Here is an 18,112-nt window from a genome sequence, read left to right as displayed (position 1 = left end):
CTATTGGTAGTAGATTTAAAAAATTATCTTGAAAGAATATTAGTCGAGTTAGGTGCTGCTACAATAAAACACCGTGAGAAAGTCAGTGGATTCTTACTAGACAATGAATGGTTTGGTGTGTCTATAAATCTTGATGATTATACTATTTCTGAAAAAGATGCTGAAGTTCTTAAAAATCACATCAAAGACTATCTAACAACACCTCCTGGAATTAAGAGTATGGAAGGAATCTTTTCAAAAAAATTTCCTTCTACAAGTGAATTATTCGTACAATTTGCTGAAGAAGAAAAGCTGAGTGAAACAAATCGTTTCTATCTACTTGATTTTTTAGCATACTACTTAACAAAGGATTTGTTTCTATATAGTGATGCTGAAGTAGAGACCTTAGTAGAAGTAGCAACAGAAGTTCTTACGAAGTCACAAGGCAATATCCTCATTCAATTTATTAAATGGCTACTCAATAAAGGCGTTACTCGTTATCGAGTAAGTTTTGAAATGACAAAGCGTTACACGATTGAGAGTGCAAATGGAGCGTATGAATTAGATGAATACCTTGAATTAATGTACTACCTATTCAACGAAAACTACATCATAAAAAATGATATGTTGTGTAAAGCAGCAAATTCAAAAAACTATGCAGATACATGGTTGTATCTAGGGTTACATTTTATTTGCGCACTAAGATCAACAGACTTAGAAAGATTAGGACATCCTAAATTAACAAGAGAACCATTAGAAGTTTTAGAAGCAGTAGTAGATGGAACTTGGAGTAGTAGTGAAGCTAGAAGGACTTTACTAAGTATTACAACAAGATTGACTTATTTAAACTTAACACCTAATAAAACCAAAAACGCTTCTAATGTTGCTCAGTTAAAGTTTCATGTCCCAGAAAGTTGTCAGGTTCTTATTGGAACGTTATTGGCTATCTGTGAGGCACATTTCCAACTTCAAATACCATACAATGCAGAAAATCCATTGATCAGACAAATTAAAACTTATGAAAAGATTACTAGTTATATGGGAGAGGAAATCGGAAATTTATTTTTAGAGCGTAACTTTAGTAGTCGTTCTGCAAACAAGTCCTACTTACAATCTGTCGCAATGTTAGCAGATGATGTTCTTGAAGAAAAGTCAGAACTGAATATTAAAGGTTATTTTCTAGCAGCATTAGCTCGTAGCCATAAAGGGGATTTTAATGAATTTGCACAAACCACAACAACGTATCTAAAAGATGCCCAACTCGGACAACTAAAACCTGAAATGGTTGCAAAAGAGCTATTTGAACGAGGCGTATTATCCATGATTCCGTCTATGCTCTTGACCATTGTAACTAGAGGAAAGTATAAAAAATTAAGTCCAAGCCAACAAACTCAAATGATTAAAAGTTTAGATTTAACGCCAATTGAAATTGAAAAAACGTTGGAATTGAGTATTAGGGCTGATTCACGTTCGCAACAAGCATTAAAAACTCTAGTTGAAAATAATGTTGATCCTGAACAATTACTGACGATCTGTCATCGAATTGGTAACGGAGAAGCTTTTTCTAAGCAAGGAGAGAGTATGTGTCTTTTATCTGCACTAGGGAAACTATGTCCCTATGATGACCGTCAGCATTGCGTCGGCTGTCAGTATGAATTACAAACAAAATCTACCTTGCTTTTGTTAATTGGTGAGTTTAATCGACTCAATAAACAATATCAAAAATTAAAGAATGAACTTGAACGAGGAAAGGTTCGAGCCATTCTTGAGAAGCAGATTAAACCATGTCTTACAGAAATGTTGCAAGCTTTATCAGAACAGTATGGCGAAGCTGTATTGTCTGATTATGAGGATATTATTAAGGAGTTAGTCAGTTGAATAATCAATCAAAATTATTTCGTAAAGTAAATGAAATTATCCTGTTTGATGACAATATGATTGAGAGCGCAAAAGAATGTTTTCAAGACTATGTTGAAAAAGGGATTATTCTAACCACCAATTTTGAAGAAAATAAATGGGAAACGACTAATGAATATTCTAACGTTAGCTTCATTTTTAACTTGAATAAATTCCAATATAAAAGGTTTTATGAACAAGTATTTCAATTATCTTTTGATGATTTTGTTACCTACTTAAAGAGTTTTATAGTGCTATCTATGGAACATCATGTTTTAATCACTCTCCAAGCCTTTTTAAGAGATATAAAGAAATTAGTCAGAGAACTAAAAGTGAACGAAGCCTTCTCATTAGCAAATATGAAGATTTCCAACCCCTCAGTATGTATAGATTTTCTTTCTACACTACCATGTTTAGAGAGTAACGAATTAACCCAACTGATTGAGCAACTAGATGAACTTTTAAATGTTAGTTATCAACTGAACACTAAAAAACAGCGAAAGTTAGCCCAATTTCAATCCTATTTTTTATTTAATGATATTTTAAACGACTATTGGGTTAAATCATTATTAGATGAGGAAAGATTGTTTTACTACCCTCTTTACTTATGGTGGCAAATAACAGCAGTAGTACCACTTAGACCAAGGGAGTTTTTGCTCACTCAGAGAAATTGTCTCACAGAAAAAGACGGAAAATATTACTTAACTCTCAGACGAAATAACTTAAAAGGAAAAGACAAGGGAGTATCCCATAAAATTTCAGAGGATTATTATTTAACAACTTACGAAGTACCATTTAAGCTTGCGAGTGAGATTTTAAATTATTTAGAGCTAACCAAAGACTTATCATCTACACAGTTAGATACCCTATTTGTGACAGACTCTCATTATCGGAAATGGAAACGTATTGCTAGTACTAAAAACCGTTTCTTGACGTACAGTAACTTAAATACAATTTTAAAATATTTCTTTAATGAGATTGTATCTCAACAGTATGGGTATTTTGTCCATCATATCAATTCCCCAAATCAATTAGACGATCATGAGATTAATTTCATTCATATTGGAGATACTAGACACATTGCAATGATCAATTTGATAGCAGAAGGAGCTAGTCCAGTAACAGCAATGCTCTTAGCTGGACATGATAGTATCACAACATCTTCACATTATTTTTCAAATCTGAGTCAGTTTATTGAATGTAGGAGCTATCAGCTTTATCGTAAATTAACAAACTCTCAAACGTCTTACGCTATAAGTAAAACTCAACATAAATACACCATTAATAAAAACTATGTTCCTCTTGATAATAAGGGCAGATGTTATTCACCTCGATTTGCGGAAGGTGATTATTCAGACTGTCTTAAAGTCATTAGCTCACATGCAGAGCTTGGTGCTTGTACTAGTTGTCCATTTTACAGAAAAGCTGGAAAAGATTATTTCTCTATGGATAAATCCTTTAAGAAATCAATCGACGAGGAAGCTTTAATTGTAGATGAGGCTATAAAAAGAGTTCGACAAGGAAAGGGGAATATAGAAGATATTGGTGAGGCATTATTAAAACTTAAAACAGTTAGTCATTCTTATCAAGAATATCTAACTGAAAAACATTTATCCTTACAGGAGTTCTCAAATGGCTAGAAAGAAGTATATTGATAATCAAGAATTGCTATTATTATTTGAACATTATTTACTGGAACATTGTTCGAATAATCCTAGACTATTCAAAATTCCACAGTTTGGAAATTACCTTAGAAGCAACGGATTTCCGCAGGTTGCAGACACAACGATTAGAAGAAACAAAGAATTTAGACAAGCCCTTAATGATAGATTGGAACTATTTGAAGACGACACTTATCAAACAGTTATAACGTATAAAACTCTAGATGTAGAACGTTTCTTAATGACCAATAGAACCCCTAAAGCAATCAAATCAGCATTGATGGAACTTAACAATTATTATAAAAGAGTTGTTGATGCAGCAATAGAATATAAGGAAGAAGCCAGTAAGCTCAAAACAAGAGTTTCAGAGTTGAAAAATGAGGTAGCACAACTTAATGAAAAGAATGCTGAAATAAAGGAGCAGACAGCGTTAAACAAAGAATTATTAGAGGAAAACAAAAAGTTAAGGAATCTTCTTAAAACTAGTTTGTATCCTGATATTGCGAATGAATTGTTAAAAGAAGAGGGCTTGTTAAAATCTGATCAGCAACTAGTAACTAAGAAGTATCTTAGTGAGAATGTTATTACTTCAGACACAAAAATATCTTTTGAAAAACATACTCATACTGAAAAGCAAACAAGCAAAAGTAAGATTTTGGAAATAAAAGACTTACTGGATAACAAGACTAAGTATTAGGAGGAGAAAATGTCAGACTTAATCACTGATTTTCCAGCCTTATTGAACTATTGGGACTTTGACAAGAATATCAAAATAGATGTAGAAAAAATAACAATTACCAGTAAAAAACACATTAACTGGAAATGTCCTACCTGTTCTTATGAATGGAAAGCAAGTACATCAAAATCTTATAAGAATATTCAAAATCATTCAAAAATCTGTCCTGTATGTGAGCTTGGAAAAGTGTTCATAAAAGGGGAAAACTCTATATCTGCAAGGATTCCTAACTTTCTAAGGTACATAAACTTTCATTATGAAAATATAGAAACCATTCAGGAAGAGATTGATAATTTATCTTTTTCTTCAAAGAGGTTATTTCACTTCAAATGTCCTACCTGTCATGTTGGTTGGAAAGATGTAGCAAACACTTCTAAATTAATCAATAAACATAATCAAGAGCTTGTTCATGTCGGATGTAATGAAAGTACACATTTTGTACCTTACACTAAAGCATACCCTAATCTTCGGAAAATTTATCTTCCAGGGGAGCAAAACGATGTAGAGTTTAATGATCTGAAGTTAAGTGACAATGTTACAATCCCTAGAAATTGGAAATGCGACAAATGTGACCATATCTTTAAGTTGTCTATTGATCAGCTAATTTCAAGAATCAAAAGATATAGTTTCTATTGTACTAACTGTAAAGCTACATTCGATACCTCAATTAAAGTGAAAGCGAACCCCCTATTACATACAGATAGAAATCTTTTTAAGCAATTTATTCCAACTCATGTAAAAAGTAATATGATTGATAGTTTATCCAACATCTTAGTAAGATGGCAGTGTTTTAAATGTCATGGTCAATATGAATGTAGTGTTGTCAAAAGGCATCTTGAAGGCTGCCCTTATTGTGATAATAAATTGATGTTAAAAGGATATAATACTTTACAAGAAACTCATCCTTATTTAGAGAAATTTTGGGATAAAAGTAATGATAAACCTATTTCTGAATACTGGTATAAGTCTTCTAAATGCATAAATTGGAAATGCCCTTGCTGCAAAGTCAGTTTTTATTGTAGTCCAATTGAAATGATTTTAAGAACCGACTTAGAGAATAGTAATTTTCAAACTTGTCCTAATCGTTGTGATTGGGATACACTTGTTTTTAACAATGATATACTCTATAATTTCCCAAAATTACAGGAAGAATGGAGCGATAAAAATGGATTGCCTGTTCATTTAGCATTGAGCCACATTGAAACAAAAAAATATTGGTGGAAGTGTTCTGTTTGTCAAGGTGAATACCTTTGTTCAATTCCAATAAGAAAAGAAGTAATAGATAGCTGTCCATATTGTAATGATGAACAAGCATTAAAAGGTTATAATACAATTGCAGATACTTATCCTGAGTTGTGTGACCTTTGGAGTAGCAAGAATGTAGAAAAACCTGATGAGGTGACGAAATCGTCAGAAACCGAGAATAAAATATTTAATTGGATTTGTGATTGTTGTGATTTAGAATTTCAGGAGAGATTAGGGATTGTTCTAGGTGTGTTTACAAACAATAATTCTAATAGTCTCAATTCTATATGTCCTTACTGTAATAAAAAAATTCCTAAACCAAATGAAACACTAAGCTATGTTAAACCGTACTTAAACAATGAATGGGTAAAAGAACTGAATGGTGATATTGATACCTTCTTTTATGATTCAAATGCTTTAACCAATTGGATTTGTCGAAAATGTCACAGAAGTTTTAAAGCAAAAATTTCTGATCGCCACAAAAACGACCAATGTTGTCCATATTGTTCTTTTAAGAAGACTGCAAAAGGTTATAATGATCTTGAAACAACACATCCTTGGTTAATTAAAGAATGGTCATCATTAAATAAACAAGAAATGTCTTCAGTAAGGGCAAATTCAACATATAATGCATGGTGGAAATGCCCTGTATGTACTGGAGAATATCAGAAAGTTATTAAAGAAAAATTTTACAGAGAAAATTCTTGTCCATACTGTAGAAATCAAAAAGTATTAAAAGGATTTAACGATTTAGCAACAACGCAACAAAGTCTAATGAATGAGTGGGATTATCTAAATAACTCCTTGATAGTAAGTCCAACTGAAATTACAGAGTTGAGTATTCTGCCTGTATGGTGGATATGTCAAGAAAATCTTAATCACCGTTACAAAATTCAAGTAAAAGAAAGAATGGCATACAAAAAACGCAATAAAAGGTCGTGTTCCATTTGCAAAGGCCACAGAAGAAAGCAAGAACACTTTGTACAGTTTGAAAAAATATAGATAAATAAAAACACTCTAAATTTCATTAAATTGATATTAGAGTGTTTTTTTATTGTCAAAATGTACATTTGAAAATTTTTTAGTTTTCACTTAAATAAAGTACATTTTCAACTGAATTGAGAGTAGTAAAAAATTTCCAGTGTTCACTTAAATAAAGTACATAATTGAGTATAATTGGCTTAAAAAATTTTTTTGGTTATCCTTTTTATAGTACATTTAGATTGACAAATTTTCTCAATTTGCTACAATAATAAAAACAATAGAAATGATGGTCAAAGCTCATGGATGTTGCAGGCTTTTTTGTCCTGCACTTCTTTGGAGTTTTGACTGTTTTTGTGTCGTTTAGAGGAAAGGAAAAAAGATGATTCAACAAGACTTTCGGACAAAAGTAGAACATACGGTTTTTGGAGTTCGGGCGACAGCCTTGATTGTCCAAAATCACAAGCTTCTAGTTACCCAAGACAAGGGCAAGTATTACACTATTGGTGGTGCGATTCAAGTCAATGAGAGAACGGAAGACGCGGTAGTGCGTGAAGTGAGGGAAGAACTGGGTGTCAAAGCTCAAGCTGGGCAACTAGCTTTTGTAGTTGAAAATCGTTTTGAACAAGACGGTGTCTATTATCACAATATCGAGTTTCATTATCTGGTGGACTTACTTGAGGATGCACCGTTGACCATGCAGGAAGATGAAAAAACGCAGCCCTGTGAGTGGATTGATTTGGATAAACTCCAGAATATCCAGCTGGTTCCAGCCTTTTTAAAAACAGCTTTGCCAGCTTGGAACGGCCAACTAAGACACATTCATCTTGAAGAATAGGAAAGAAAATGATGGTTAAGCTTATTGCCCATGTGCTTGTTCATAGTGGTGGTGATTATTTGCTCATTCAGCGTTCGGAAATTAAAAGAGGACAACCCAACGTTTATCCAACTTACTGGGATATTCCTGGTGGCGGGGTTGAAAAGGGTGAACTTCCGCGAGATGGAGCTCTTAGAGAATGTGTTGAAGAAGCGGGAGTTAGGCTAGACAGCAGTTCGCTCAAACTTCTTCACGAAGATAGTCAACTGGATACCACTAAGGATACTGTCTTTACTCGCTTAGTTTATAAAGCAGAGTGGGTTGGGGAGAAGCCAATTATCAGATTAGATCCTGAAGAGCATACGCACTTTAAATGGGTTACTATGGCTCAAGCTCTAGAGGAGGAGAAGTTAGTTCCTTATTTACGAGAAATTTTTGAAAGGTTAAGAAATGACTTATAATTTTACTGAAGAATACGATATTATAGTTATCGGTGCGGGACACGCTGGGGTAGAAGCATCTCTAGCAGCTAGCCGTATGGGCTGCAAGGTCTTGCTTGCGACCATCAACATTGAAATGTTGGCTTTCATGCCATGTAATCCCTCTATCGGTGGTTCTGCCAAGGGAATTGTTGTGCGTGAAGTCGACGCTCTCGGTGGAGAAATGGCTAAGACCATTGACAAGACTTATATCCAGATGAAGATGCTTAACACTGGGAAAGGTCCAGCAGTTCGAGCTCTTCGTGCGCAGGCTGACAAGGAGCTTTACTCTAAGGAAATGCGCAAAACGGTTGAAAATCAAGAAAATCTCACTCTTCGCCAGACCATGATTGATGAGATTTTAGTAGAAGATGGCAAGGTTGTCGGTGTGCGTACAGCGACCCATCAAGAGTACGCTGCCAAGGCCGTTATCGTGACGACAGGGACAGCCCTCCGTGGGGAAATCATCATCGGAGACCTCAAGTACTCGTCAGGTCCTAACCACAGCCTAGCTTCTATTAACCTTGCTGACAATCTCAAGGAACTGGGGCTCGAAATCGGTCGTTTCAAGACAGGGACGCCTCCACGTGTCAAGGCTTCCTCTATCAACTACGATGTGACAGAGATTCAGCCAGGAGACGAAGCGCCAAATCACTTCTCATACACTTCACGTGATGAGGACTATGTCAAGGACCAAGTGCCATGCTGGTTGACCTATACCAATGGTACCAGCCATGAGATTATCCAAAACAACCTCCACCGTGCGCCTATGTTTACAGGTGTGGTCAAGGGAGTAGGGCCTCGTTACTGTCCGTCAATCGAGGACAAGATTGTGCGCTTTGCAGACAAGGAACGCCACCAACTCTTCCTTGAGCCAGAAGGGCGCAATACAGAGGAAGTCTATGTGCAAGGCCTCTCAACCAGTCTGCCTGAGGATGTCCAGCGTGAGCTGGTGCATTCTATCAAAGGTTTGGAAAATGCAGAAATGATGCGAACTGGTTATGCCATTGAGTATGATATGGTCTTACCACACCAGTTGCGTGCGACTCTGGAAACCAAGAAAATCTCAGGGCTTTTCACAGCTGGCCAGACAAATGGTACATCTGGTTACGAAGAGGCAGCAGGCCAAGGGATTATCGCAGGTATCAATGCGGCTCTGAAAATCCAAGGTAAGCCTGAGTTAATTTTGAAGCGCAGTGACGGTTATATCGGGGTTATGATTGATGACTTGGTGACCAAGGGAACCATTGAACCTTACCGTCTCTTGACCAGTCGTGCTGAATATCGCCTCATTCTCCGTCATGATAATGCCGATATGCGCTTGACTGAGATGGGACGCGAGATTGGTCTTGTAGATGATGAACGTTGGGCTCGTTTTGAAATTAAGAAAAATCAATTTGACAATGAGATGAAGCGTTTGGATAGCATCAAACTCAAGCCAGTCGAGGAAACCAATGCTAAGGTTGAAGCAATGGGCTTCAAACCATTGACAGATGCAGTCACTGCCAAGGAGTTCCTCCGTCGTCCAGAAGTCTCTTACCAAGATGTGGTAGCCTTTATTGGACCTGCTGCTGAAGAGTTAGATGACAAGATTATCGAATTGATTGAAACAGAAATCAAGTACGAAGGCTACATCTCAAAAGCCATGGATCAGGTTGCCAAGATGAAACGCATGGAAGAAAAACGTATTCCAGCCAACATCGACTGGGATGACATTGATTCCATCGCGACTGAGGCTCGCCAGAAGTTCAAACTCATCAATCCGGAAACTATCGGTCAAGCTAGTCGTATTTCTGGGGTTAACCCAGCAGATATCTCCATTCTTATGGTGTATCTGGAAGGTAAAAATCGAAGCATTTCAAAAAATTTAGAAAAAAAGGCTGACTAAAGATAAAGTGCTGAATTCTCTTTTGGGAATTCAGCTTTTTTGATAGAATCGTCCTCCATTTTCGAATAAAGAGAAAAGGAGGAATGACCATGCTGACGGTAGAAGAAAAAAATTTTTTAGACCACTATAAAAATGCTTCCTATCATCGTTTTTATGAGATTGAACGCTTCGCTAGTCTCTGTCAAAAGTTAGACAAATGGCCACCACAGGCTGACAAGATTTAGACTTTTTGATATACTAGAACAAATTAAAACATAGGAGAGAATGAATGAACGTATATGGCAGATTAGAAGAGGAACCAACTCCATCTTGGACGGGAATTCAGGATGATTTAGTTGGGAGAGAGGAGCGTTTCGAGGATGAACCAAGTTCATTTGCTCCCTTACCATTATTTAAGATCCTAATCTGGAGCACTCTAGTTGTACTTGTATCTGTAGTTCTTCCTTTCTTGCTAGGACTAACTAGCCCAGAGCAGGCACAAGATTTTTATATCGGATGGGCTATGCACCAGGGGGGAGATATCTACACAGACTATTTTGGAACGAGTGGTCTTCTCTATTACTTTTTACAGTATCTAAGCAAGGGTAGTATTTTGTTTGCCGCCTTTACTTGGCTTGCTCTAGTGGGTGCTGGGATTTTTCTTTTCCGTTCAACTTATACCTTGACGGAGGAGAACAAGCAGTCGCAACAAGTGTTGACCATCTTTTATCTTCTTGCTGGAGGACTTAGCTTTGGCGGTGGCTATGCCACTATTTTGGCCCTTCCATTCCTGTTTTACGCTCTCAGTTTAGTAACTAGGTATTTGGTAGAGTATAATCATGACAAAGGTTTCGTGCGTATTGGGATTAGCCTGGCTCTAGCATTTTTCTTCGCCCCTCTCGTCACAACTTTATATGCTCTAGTCTTATTCTTTGCTTTGTTAGCCTTTAATATTGGGCGTGGTCGCTTTGTTCATGGGCTCTATCAATTCTTTGCAGCTGGTCTTGGATTCTCGCTCTTCTTTTATCCAATTGGTTACTATACGGCTTATAATGGGAGTTTTGGGAACGCTATCAGTCAGATCCTCTATCCAGTAGATAGTTTGAAATTTATGTCCAATCCAGCCTTACTGGACAACCTCCTTTTTTATGGATTGTTAACAATTGGTCTTGGAGGATTAAGGCTCGTATTTACAGGACTCTTCCAGTCTAAACCAACCAAGCAATACGTCTTATCCATTTTTGCTTCAGTAGCAATCCTATTGTTAGTTTGTTTAGAAATTTTCTCTACCGAACCGATCCATGGAAGTCGTCTAGCTGAGTTTCTTCCTTTCTTGTCCATTCTTTTATTGACTCATATTCGAACTGGGAAATTAGAAGGAGCTAATCGTCGTAGAAAACATCGAGAAGTACCCTCAATATTGGCAGTATTTCTTCAGGGTAATGTCTATTTGCCAGTTTTAGCTTTGGCCTACCTATTTTTGGCTCCTCTGGTAGCCCGTTATGTTCTTCACTCAGAACAATATCAAGAACGTGCTCGTATGGAAACTATGGTTAAAGGACAAACGCAGGCAACCGATCGTATTTATATATGGGATGATCTTGCTAATGGTTATAAGACTAGTGAACGTTTAGCAGCTAGTCAGTTGCTATCACCAAAATTATATACTGGCCTTGATGCAAATCGTAGCAAACTTGTCAATGATTTACGCGATAATCAGCCTAAAGTGATTGTGGTCAATACCAAAACAGCTCTCTGGACGGAAGTGGAACAGCTTCTAGCAGAAAGCTACCAACCAGTTCAAAGTGAATTCAAAGACTTTAAACTTTACAAATTAAAATAAAATAATCAATATCTAGTGTAAATTTTATGAAAATAGGAATTTTTACACTAGATATTGATTTTTATTTTTTTAGTGATATAATACTTTTTAGATACTATTTTTAGAAAAGAGCCTGGATATGATTGTATTGGAAGAGAAAACAAACCCTGATCCAACCTTATTTGTTGAAAAGCGTGACGGTAGACGCGTCATTTTTGATGTAGATAAGATTGATAAAGCCTTACACAAGGCTGCAGAAAAAGTCATGGATGTAACCCCCTTGGTAGAAAAGCGTCTTAATACTCTAATTGAACGTATTGTAGAAGAGATTCATAGTCGCTTTCCTCAAGGTGTAAAAATTTATGAAATCCAAAACATCGTAGAACATGAGTTATTGGAAGCTAAAGAATATGCCTTGGCAGAGGAATATATCACTTATCGAACTCAAAGGGATTTTGAGCGTTCAAAAGCAACAGATATCAATTTCAGTATCCATAAACTTCTCAACAAAGACCAGGCAGTTGTCAATGAGAATGCTAATAAAGATAGTGATGTTTTTAATACCCAGCGTGATTTGACGGCGGGGATTGTTGGGAAATCAATCGGTCTTCAAATGCTTCCTAAGCATGTGGCTAATGCCCACCAAAAAGGGGATATCCACTATCACGATTTGGACTATAGCCCTTACACCCCGATGACCAACTGCTGTCTGATTGATTTCAAGGGCATGTTGAAAAATGGTTTTAAGATTGGGAATGCTGAGGTAGAGAGCCCCAAGTCTATCCAAACTGCGACAGCGCAGATTTCACAAATCATCGCCAACGTTGCATCAAGTCAGTATGGAGGCTGTTCAGCAGACCGTATTGATGAAGTTTTGGCTCCTTATGCAGAAAAAAATTACCAAAAACACCTCAAAGATGCAGAGGAATGGGTACTACCTGACAAGCGTGAGGAGTACGCCTGGAAGAAAACCCAAAAAGACATCTACGATGCCATGCAATCTCTAGAGTACGAGATTAATACCCTCTTTACATCAAATGGGCAAACACCCTTTACTTCTCTTGGTTTTGGTCTAGGAACCAATCGTTTTGAACGCGAAATTCAAAAGGCTATCTTGAACATTCGAATCAAGGGGCTTGGTTCAGAACACCGTACAGCCATCTTCCCTAAACTCATCTTTACGCTAAAAAGAGGACTTAATCTGGAGGAAGGTTCACCTAACTACGACATCAAGCAGTTGGCGCTCGAATGCGCAACTAAACGGATGTACCCAGATGTCTTGTCTTACGATAAGATTATCGAATTGACAGGTTCCTTCAAGGTTCCGATGGGATGTCGTTCATTCCTTCAAGGATGGAAGGATGAAAATGGAGTTGAAGTTAACTCTGGCCGTATGAATCTAGGGGTGGTGACGGTCAATCTTCCTCGTATTGCCCTCGAATCAGAAGGCGACTTGAATAAGTTCTGGGAAATTTTCAATGAGCGCATGAATATTGCTGAAGATGCTCTAGTTTATCGTGTGGAAAGAACCAAGGAAGCCACTCCAGCTAATGCACCAATTCTTTATCAATATGGTGCCTTCGGACGTCGTCTTGGTAAAGAAGAAAGTGTTGACGAGCTCTTTAAGAACCGTCGTGCTACTGTTTCGCTTGGCTACATTGGACTTTATGAAGTAGCGACAGTATTCTTTGGCAACAATTGGGAAACCAATCCGGAAGCTAAAGAATTCACCCTTGATATCATTCGAGATATGAAACATCGAGTGGAAGAGTGGTCAGACCAATATGGGTATCACTTCTCTATTTATTCAACACCATCTGAAAGTTTAACGGACCGTTTCTGTCGTTTGGATACGGAGAAATTCGGCTCTATTCCAGACATTACTGATAAAGAATACTACACAAATTCCTTCCATTATGATGTGCGTAAAAATCCAACTCCTTTTGAAAAACTAGATTTTGAAAAGGTTTATCCAGAAGCGGGTGCATCAGGTGGCTTCATCCACTACTGTGAGTATCCAGTTCTTCAACAAAATCCAAAGGCCTTGGAAGCTGTTTGGGATTATGCTTATGACCGTGTAGGTTATCTCGGAACCAATACTCCAATTGACCGCTGTTACAAGTGTGATTTTGAAGGAGATTTTGAGCCGACAGAGAGAGGGTTTGCTTGTCCTAACTGTGGAAATAACGATCCTAAAACAGTAGACGTGGTTAAACGGACCTGTGGTTATCTTGGGAATCCACAAGCGCGTCCGATGGTTAATGGACGCCACAAGGAAATTGCTGCGCGTGTCAAACACATGAACGGTTCTACTATCAAAACAGCAGGACATGAAGTAAGAAGTTAGAAAGAAATAGAATGGGAAAATATCAATTAGACGATAAGGGGAAGGCCTTGGTTCAACGGTTCCACGAGAAACATTCAAAAGGTGGAGGTAATAAAAAAGACCGAGTGGCTAGCCTAAGAGAGCAATTTTTAAATAAGAATAAGAAAAAGTGAGAGTCCGCTCTCGCTTTTCTCTTAGTTGGAGGTAAAGATGATATTACGCAGGCCGACATTGGCGGATAAGGAAGCTGTTCTAGATATGATAGAGGAGTTTGAAGAGACCCAATCGACCCACAATGGCGGATTTTGGGATATTGAGAATTTCTCTTACGAGGACTGGCTAGAAACTAGCCGAAATAAAGAAATGGGAATAGGATTGCTGGAAAATCGCGTTCCATCAATTCAGTTCGTATTGTTTGATAAATCAGGCTATGCTCTAGGTTTTTTGAATCTACGGCTGAGACTAAATGAGGGATTGCTGAATCATGCTGGCCATATTGGCTATTCCATCCGACCGTCTGAAAGAGGCAAGGGCTACGCCAAAGAGTCCCTCCGACAAGGTCTACAAATTGCTAAGGAAAAGAATATCAAACGAGCGCTTGTGACTTGTAGCACGGAAAATCCTGCCAGCCGAGCTGTTATCTTAGCTAACGGCGGTGTCTATGAGGATGTTCGAAATGGAACGGAGCGCTATTGGATAGAGTTGGAGTAGAAGGATGACATGGAATACACCAAAACCAGGAGAGTGGAAGAGTGAAGAACTCAGTCAAGGGCGTATCATTGACTATAAGGCTTTTAACTTTGTCGATGGAGAGGGGGTACGCAATTCTCTCTATGTAGCAGGTTGTATGTTTCACTGCGAGGGCTGTTATAATGTTGCGACCTGGTCTTTCAATGCTGGTATCCCGTATACGCCAGAGTTAGAAGAACAAATCATGGCAGATCTGGCCCAACCCTATGTTCAAGGATTGACTTTATTAGGAGGAGAGCCTTTCCTCAATACAGGTATAATCTTACCTCTCGTAAAACGCATTCGTAAGGAATTGCCAGAAAAAGATATCTGGTCCTGGACGGGCTACACTTGGGAAGAAATGATGCTGGAGACTCCAGACAAACTGGAACTCTTGTCGTTGATTGATATCCTGGTCGATGGTCGTTATGATAAAAGCAAGCGCAATCTCATGCTCCAGTTCCGAGGCTCTTCTAATCAGCGGATTATAGATGTGCAAAAATCTCTGCAAAGTGGAAAAGTAGTTATTTGGGACAAGCTTAATGATGGAAAAGAAAGCTATGAACAGGTGAAGAGAGAATGAAGAAAAAAGAGTTAGTAGAAAGACTAGTATCAGAAATAGAGTCTGGAAAAGTAAAAACGCTAGGTATCTACGGCCATGGAGCCTCAGGAAAATCAACTTTTGCTCAAGAATTGTACCAAGAACTTGATTCCCAAAAGGTAAATTTACTAGAAACAGATCCCTATATTACTTCGGAACGACATTTAGTGGTACCTAAAGAGACACCGGACCAAAAGGTGACAGCATGTTTACCAGTAGCGCATGAGCTGGCAAGTTTACAAAGAGATATCCTCGCTTTGCAGGCGGGTATGGATGTCTTGACAATAGAAGAACCTTGGAAGGCTAGTGAGATCTTATCGGGAGCAAAACCAATTCTGATAGTCGAAGGGATGTCTGTGGGTTTTCTACCAAAGGAACTCTTTGATAAAACTGTTTGTTTCTACACGGATGAAGAGACAGAATTAAAGAGACGTCTAGCTCGAGATACGACTGTGAGAAATCGGGATACAAAATTTATATTGGCTAGTCAGCAGATGAGACGAGAGCAGTATCTACGATACTATAAAACAACCGAGTCAATGGCAGATATCTTGGTGGATCAATCAGGGGATCAATTTATCATCAAATATTGACACTATGTATAGAAGAAAAACTGTAAATTCACTTCCAAGCAGAGGGGGAATTTCGCCATTCATAAAAAGAAAACAGTTTCATTCGAAAAATTTAAAAAATCCTGTCAAATCCCTTGCAATCGCAGGGGATTTGTGTTATTCTATTATGGTGCTGTAAATTACAGCTTTAGCTTTGATGCAAGAGGTTGCGACACGCTCGGTTGCATTGCCACGCAACGCGCGTCGGTTTTCTTGTGGAGCTAGCCTATTATCTTAAATAGACGAAAAGGAGAAAAAGATGGCAAACAAAAAAATCCGTATCCGTTTGAAAGCTTACGAACACCGTACGCTTGACACAGCGGCTGCAAAAATCGTAGAATCAGCTACTCGTACAGGTGCACAAGTTGCGGGTCCAATCCCACTTCCAACTGAGCGTAGCCTCTACACAATCATTCGTGCGACTCACAAATACAAAGACTCTCGCGAACAATTTGAAATGCGTACACACAAACGTTTGATCGATATCGTTAACCCAACTCAAAAAACAGTTGACGCTTTGATGAAATTGGATCTTCCAAGTGGTGTAAACGTAGAAATCAAACTTTAATCTAAAATATAAAAGAGCAGAAGCTGGTGTTTCAATTGAATTGAACACGGGCTAAACTCGGTGTGAAAAAGATAAACTTCCTAGTGTCTGCAAGACACTGCGTCAGTTTCCTATTTTCACTTTGAGTTTGACGCCCTTTGTATCTTAGACTTGAGCATAAAAAACGCTCGTTAAAAACTTTTTGAATAAAAAATATAGAAAAGGAACTATTTTCTCATGACAAAAGGAATCTTAGGGAAAAAGGTGGGAATGACTCAAATCTTCACTGAAGCTGGCGAATTGATCCCTGTAACAGTTATTGAAGCAACTCCAAACGTTGTTCTTCAAGTTAAAACTGTTGAAACAGACGGATACAACGCTATCCAAGTTGGTTTTGATGACAAACGCGAAGTATTGAGCAACAAACCTGCTAAAGGACATGTAGCAAAAGCTAACACGGCTCCTAAGCGCTTCATTCGTGAATTCAAAAACGTTGAAGGCTTGGAAGTTGGTGCTGAAATCACAGTTGAAACTTTCGCAGCTGGAGATGTTGTTGACGTAACTGGTACTTCTAAAGGTAAAGGTTTCCAAGGTGTTATCAAACGCCACGGACAATCACGTGGACCTATGGCTCACGGTTCTCGTTACCACCGTCGTCCAGGTTCTATGGGACCTGTTGCACCTAACCGCGTATTCAAAGGTAAAAACCTTGCAGGACGTATGGGTGGCGACCGTGTAACAATTCAAAACCTTGAAGTTGTACAAGTTGTTCCAGAAAAGAACGTTATCCTTATCAAAGGTAACGTACCAGGTGCTAAGAAATCTCTTATCACTATCAAATCAGCAGTTAAAGCTGGTAAATAATAAGGAAAGGGGAATACAGTCAAAATGGCAAATATAACATTATTCGACCAAACTGGTAAACAAGCGGGCGAAGTTGTTCTTAACGATGCAATCTTTGGTATCGAACCAAACCAATCTGTTGTGTTTGATGTCATCATCAGCCAACGTGCTAGCCTTCGTCAAGGAACTCACGCTGTTAAAAATCGTTCAGCCGTTTCAGGTGGCGGACGCAAACCATGGCGTCAAAAGGGAACTGGACGTGCTCGTCAAGGTTCTATCCGCTCTCCACAATGGCGTGGTGGTGGAATCGTCTTCGGACCAACTCCACGTAGCTATGCGTACAAACTTCCTCAAAAAGTTCGTCGCCTTGCACTAAAATCTGTTTACTCAGAAAAAGTTGCTGAAAACAAATTTGTAGCCGTTGATTCTCTTGAATTTACAGCTCCAAAAACTGCTGAATTTGCAAAAGTTCTTGCAGCTTTGAGCATCGATTCTAAAGTCCTTGTTATTCTTGAAGAAGGAAACGAATTCGCAGCTCTTTCAGCTCGTAACCTTCCAAACGTGAAAGTTGCGACTGCTACAACTGCAAGTGTTCTTGACATCGCAAATAGTGACAAACTTCTTGTTACTCAAGCAGCTATCTCTAAAATCGAGGAGGTTCTTGCATAATGAATTTGTATGATGTTATCAAAAAACCTGTTATCACTGAAAGCTCAATGGCTCAACTTGAAGCAGGCAAATATGTATTTGAAGTTGACACTCGTGCGCACAAACTTTTGATCAAGCAAGCTGTTGAAGCTGCTTTCGAAGGTGTTAAAGTTGCAAATGTTAACACAATCAACGTAAAACCTAAAGCTAAACGTGTTGGACGTTACACTGGTTTTACTAACAAAACTAAAAAAGCTATCATCACACTTACAGCTGATTCAAAAGCAATCGAGTTGTTTGCTGCTGAAGCTGAATAATCTAAGG

Annotated in this window: 18 protein-coding genes; all 18 read left to right on the top strand. The window is 38.2% G+C overall.

All coding sequences use genetic code 11. The features are described from left to right. Nucleotides 1-3 precede the first annotated feature (3 nt). The 18 genes from HMPREF2837_RS01390 (at nt 4) to HMPREF2837_RS01315 (ending at nt 18,105) form a co-directional block, all read left to right on the top strand. Complete coding sequence (locus tag HMPREF2837_RS01390; RefSeq protein WP_004252851.1) at nt 4-1,857, top strand: hypothetical protein; 1,854 nt, start codon at nt 4-6, stop codon at nt 1,855-1,857. Continuing rightward, nucleotides 1,854-3,515, top strand: coding sequence for a hypothetical protein (locus HMPREF2837_RS01385; RefSeq protein WP_004252853.1), 1,662 nt, complete (start codon nt 1,854-1,856; stop codon nt 3,513-3,515). Before HMPREF2837_RS01390 ends, HMPREF2837_RS01385 begins: the two co-directional genes overlap by 4 nt. After that, nucleotides 3,508-4,233, top strand: coding sequence for an MreC domain-containing protein (locus HMPREF2837_RS01380; RefSeq protein WP_003007349.1), 726 nt, complete (start codon nt 3,508-3,510; stop codon nt 4,231-4,233). The genes HMPREF2837_RS01385 and HMPREF2837_RS01380 overlap by 8 nt, the downstream gene beginning before the upstream one ends. Nucleotides 4,234-4,242: 9 nt before the next feature. Then, the gene (locus HMPREF2837_RS01375) at nt 4,243-6,519 is read left to right on the top strand and encodes a zinc-ribbon domain-containing protein (RefSeq protein WP_004252854.1); all 2,277 of its coding nucleotides are present in this window, start codon (nt 4,243-4,245) and stop codon (nt 6,517-6,519) included. A 361-nt stretch (nt 6,520-6,880) separates the two neighbouring features. Further along, the gene (locus HMPREF2837_RS01370) at nt 6,881-7,336 is read left to right on the top strand and encodes an NUDIX hydrolase (protein ID WP_049548856.1); all 456 of its coding nucleotides are present in this window, start codon (nt 6,881-6,883) and stop codon (nt 7,334-7,336) included. 8 nt (nt 7,337-7,344) lie between these two features. Next, complete coding sequence (locus tag HMPREF2837_RS01365) at nt 7,345-7,776, top strand: NUDIX hydrolase (protein ID WP_049548855.1); 432 nt, start codon at nt 7,345-7,347, stop codon at nt 7,774-7,776. Continuing rightward, nucleotides 7,766-9,682, top strand: coding sequence for a tRNA uridine-5-carboxymethylaminomethyl(34) synthesis enzyme MnmG (gene mnmG, locus HMPREF2837_RS01360; protein ID WP_049548854.1), 1,917 nt, complete (start codon nt 7,766-7,768; stop codon nt 9,680-9,682). The genes HMPREF2837_RS01365 and mnmG overlap by 11 nt, the downstream gene beginning before the upstream one ends. An 89-nt stretch (nt 9,683-9,771) precedes the next feature. After that, the gene (locus tag HMPREF2837_RS11580; protein WP_261674327.1) at nt 9,772-9,906 is read left to right on the top strand and encodes a hypothetical protein; all 135 of its coding nucleotides are present in this window, start codon (nt 9,772-9,774) and stop codon (nt 9,904-9,906) included. A gap of 44 nt (nt 9,907-9,950) precedes the next feature. Beyond that, entirely contained in the window at nt 9,951-11,504 is a 1,554-nt protein-coding gene (locus HMPREF2837_RS01355; RefSeq protein WP_049548853.1) for a damage-inducible protein CinA, read from the top strand. A gap of 118 nt (nt 11,505-11,622) precedes the next feature. After that, a complete protein-coding gene (gene nrdD / locus HMPREF2837_RS01350; protein ID WP_049548852.1) occupies nt 11,623-13,830 on the top strand; it encodes an anaerobic ribonucleoside-triphosphate reductase in 2,208 nt (735 codons plus the stop codon). Between the two features lie 11 nt (nt 13,831-13,841). After that, entirely contained in the window at nt 13,842-13,982 is a 141-nt protein-coding gene (locus tag HMPREF2837_RS11040; RefSeq protein ID WP_000521609.1) for a hypothetical protein, read from the top strand. A 37-nt stretch (nt 13,983-14,019) separates the two neighbouring features. Then, entirely contained in the window at nt 14,020-14,520 is a 501-nt protein-coding gene (locus HMPREF2837_RS01345; protein ID WP_049548851.1) for a GNAT family N-acetyltransferase, read from the top strand. A 4-nt stretch (nt 14,521-14,524) separates the two neighbouring features. Next, entirely contained in the window at nt 14,525-15,121 is a 597-nt protein-coding gene (gene nrdG, locus HMPREF2837_RS01340) for an anaerobic ribonucleoside-triphosphate reductase activating protein (RefSeq protein WP_075230547.1), read from the top strand. Next, nucleotides 15,118-15,732, top strand: coding sequence for a uridine kinase family protein (locus tag HMPREF2837_RS01335; protein ID WP_049548849.1), 615 nt, complete (start codon nt 15,118-15,120; stop codon nt 15,730-15,732). The genes nrdG and HMPREF2837_RS01335 overlap by 4 nt, the downstream gene beginning before the upstream one ends. Nucleotides 15,733-16,009: 277 nt before the next feature. Then, nucleotides 16,010-16,318, top strand: coding sequence for a 30S ribosomal protein S10 (rpsJ, locus tag HMPREF2837_RS01330; protein ID WP_001284513.1), 309 nt, complete (start codon nt 16,010-16,012; stop codon nt 16,316-16,318). A gap of 216 nt (nt 16,319-16,534) precedes the next feature. Next, on the top strand, nt 16,535-17,161 hold the full coding sequence (gene rplC, locus HMPREF2837_RS01325; protein ID WP_000160197.1) for a 50S ribosomal protein L3: 627 nt from the start codon (nt 16,535-16,537) through the stop codon (nt 17,159-17,161). 24 nt (nt 17,162-17,185) lie between these two features. After that, the gene (gene rplD, locus HMPREF2837_RS01320) at nt 17,186-17,809 is read left to right on the top strand and encodes a 50S ribosomal protein L4 (RefSeq protein ID WP_049548848.1); all 624 of its coding nucleotides are present in this window, start codon (nt 17,186-17,188) and stop codon (nt 17,807-17,809) included. Then, entirely contained in the window at nt 17,809-18,105 is a 297-nt protein-coding gene (locus HMPREF2837_RS01315; RefSeq protein ID WP_001055347.1) for a 50S ribosomal protein L23, read from the top strand. Before rplD ends, HMPREF2837_RS01315 begins: the two co-directional genes overlap by 1 nt. Nucleotides 18,106-18,112 lie beyond the last annotated feature (7 nt).

It is taken from the genome of Streptococcus sp. HMSC071D03 (genome assembly GCF_001812125.1).
In the GTDB taxonomy this organism is placed as follows: Bacteria; Bacillota; Bacilli; order Lactobacillales; family Streptococcaceae; genus Streptococcus; species Streptococcus pseudopneumoniae_N.
Note: the sequence above shows the minus strand (reverse complement) of the source record. Positions and strands in the feature narration are given on the sequence as shown.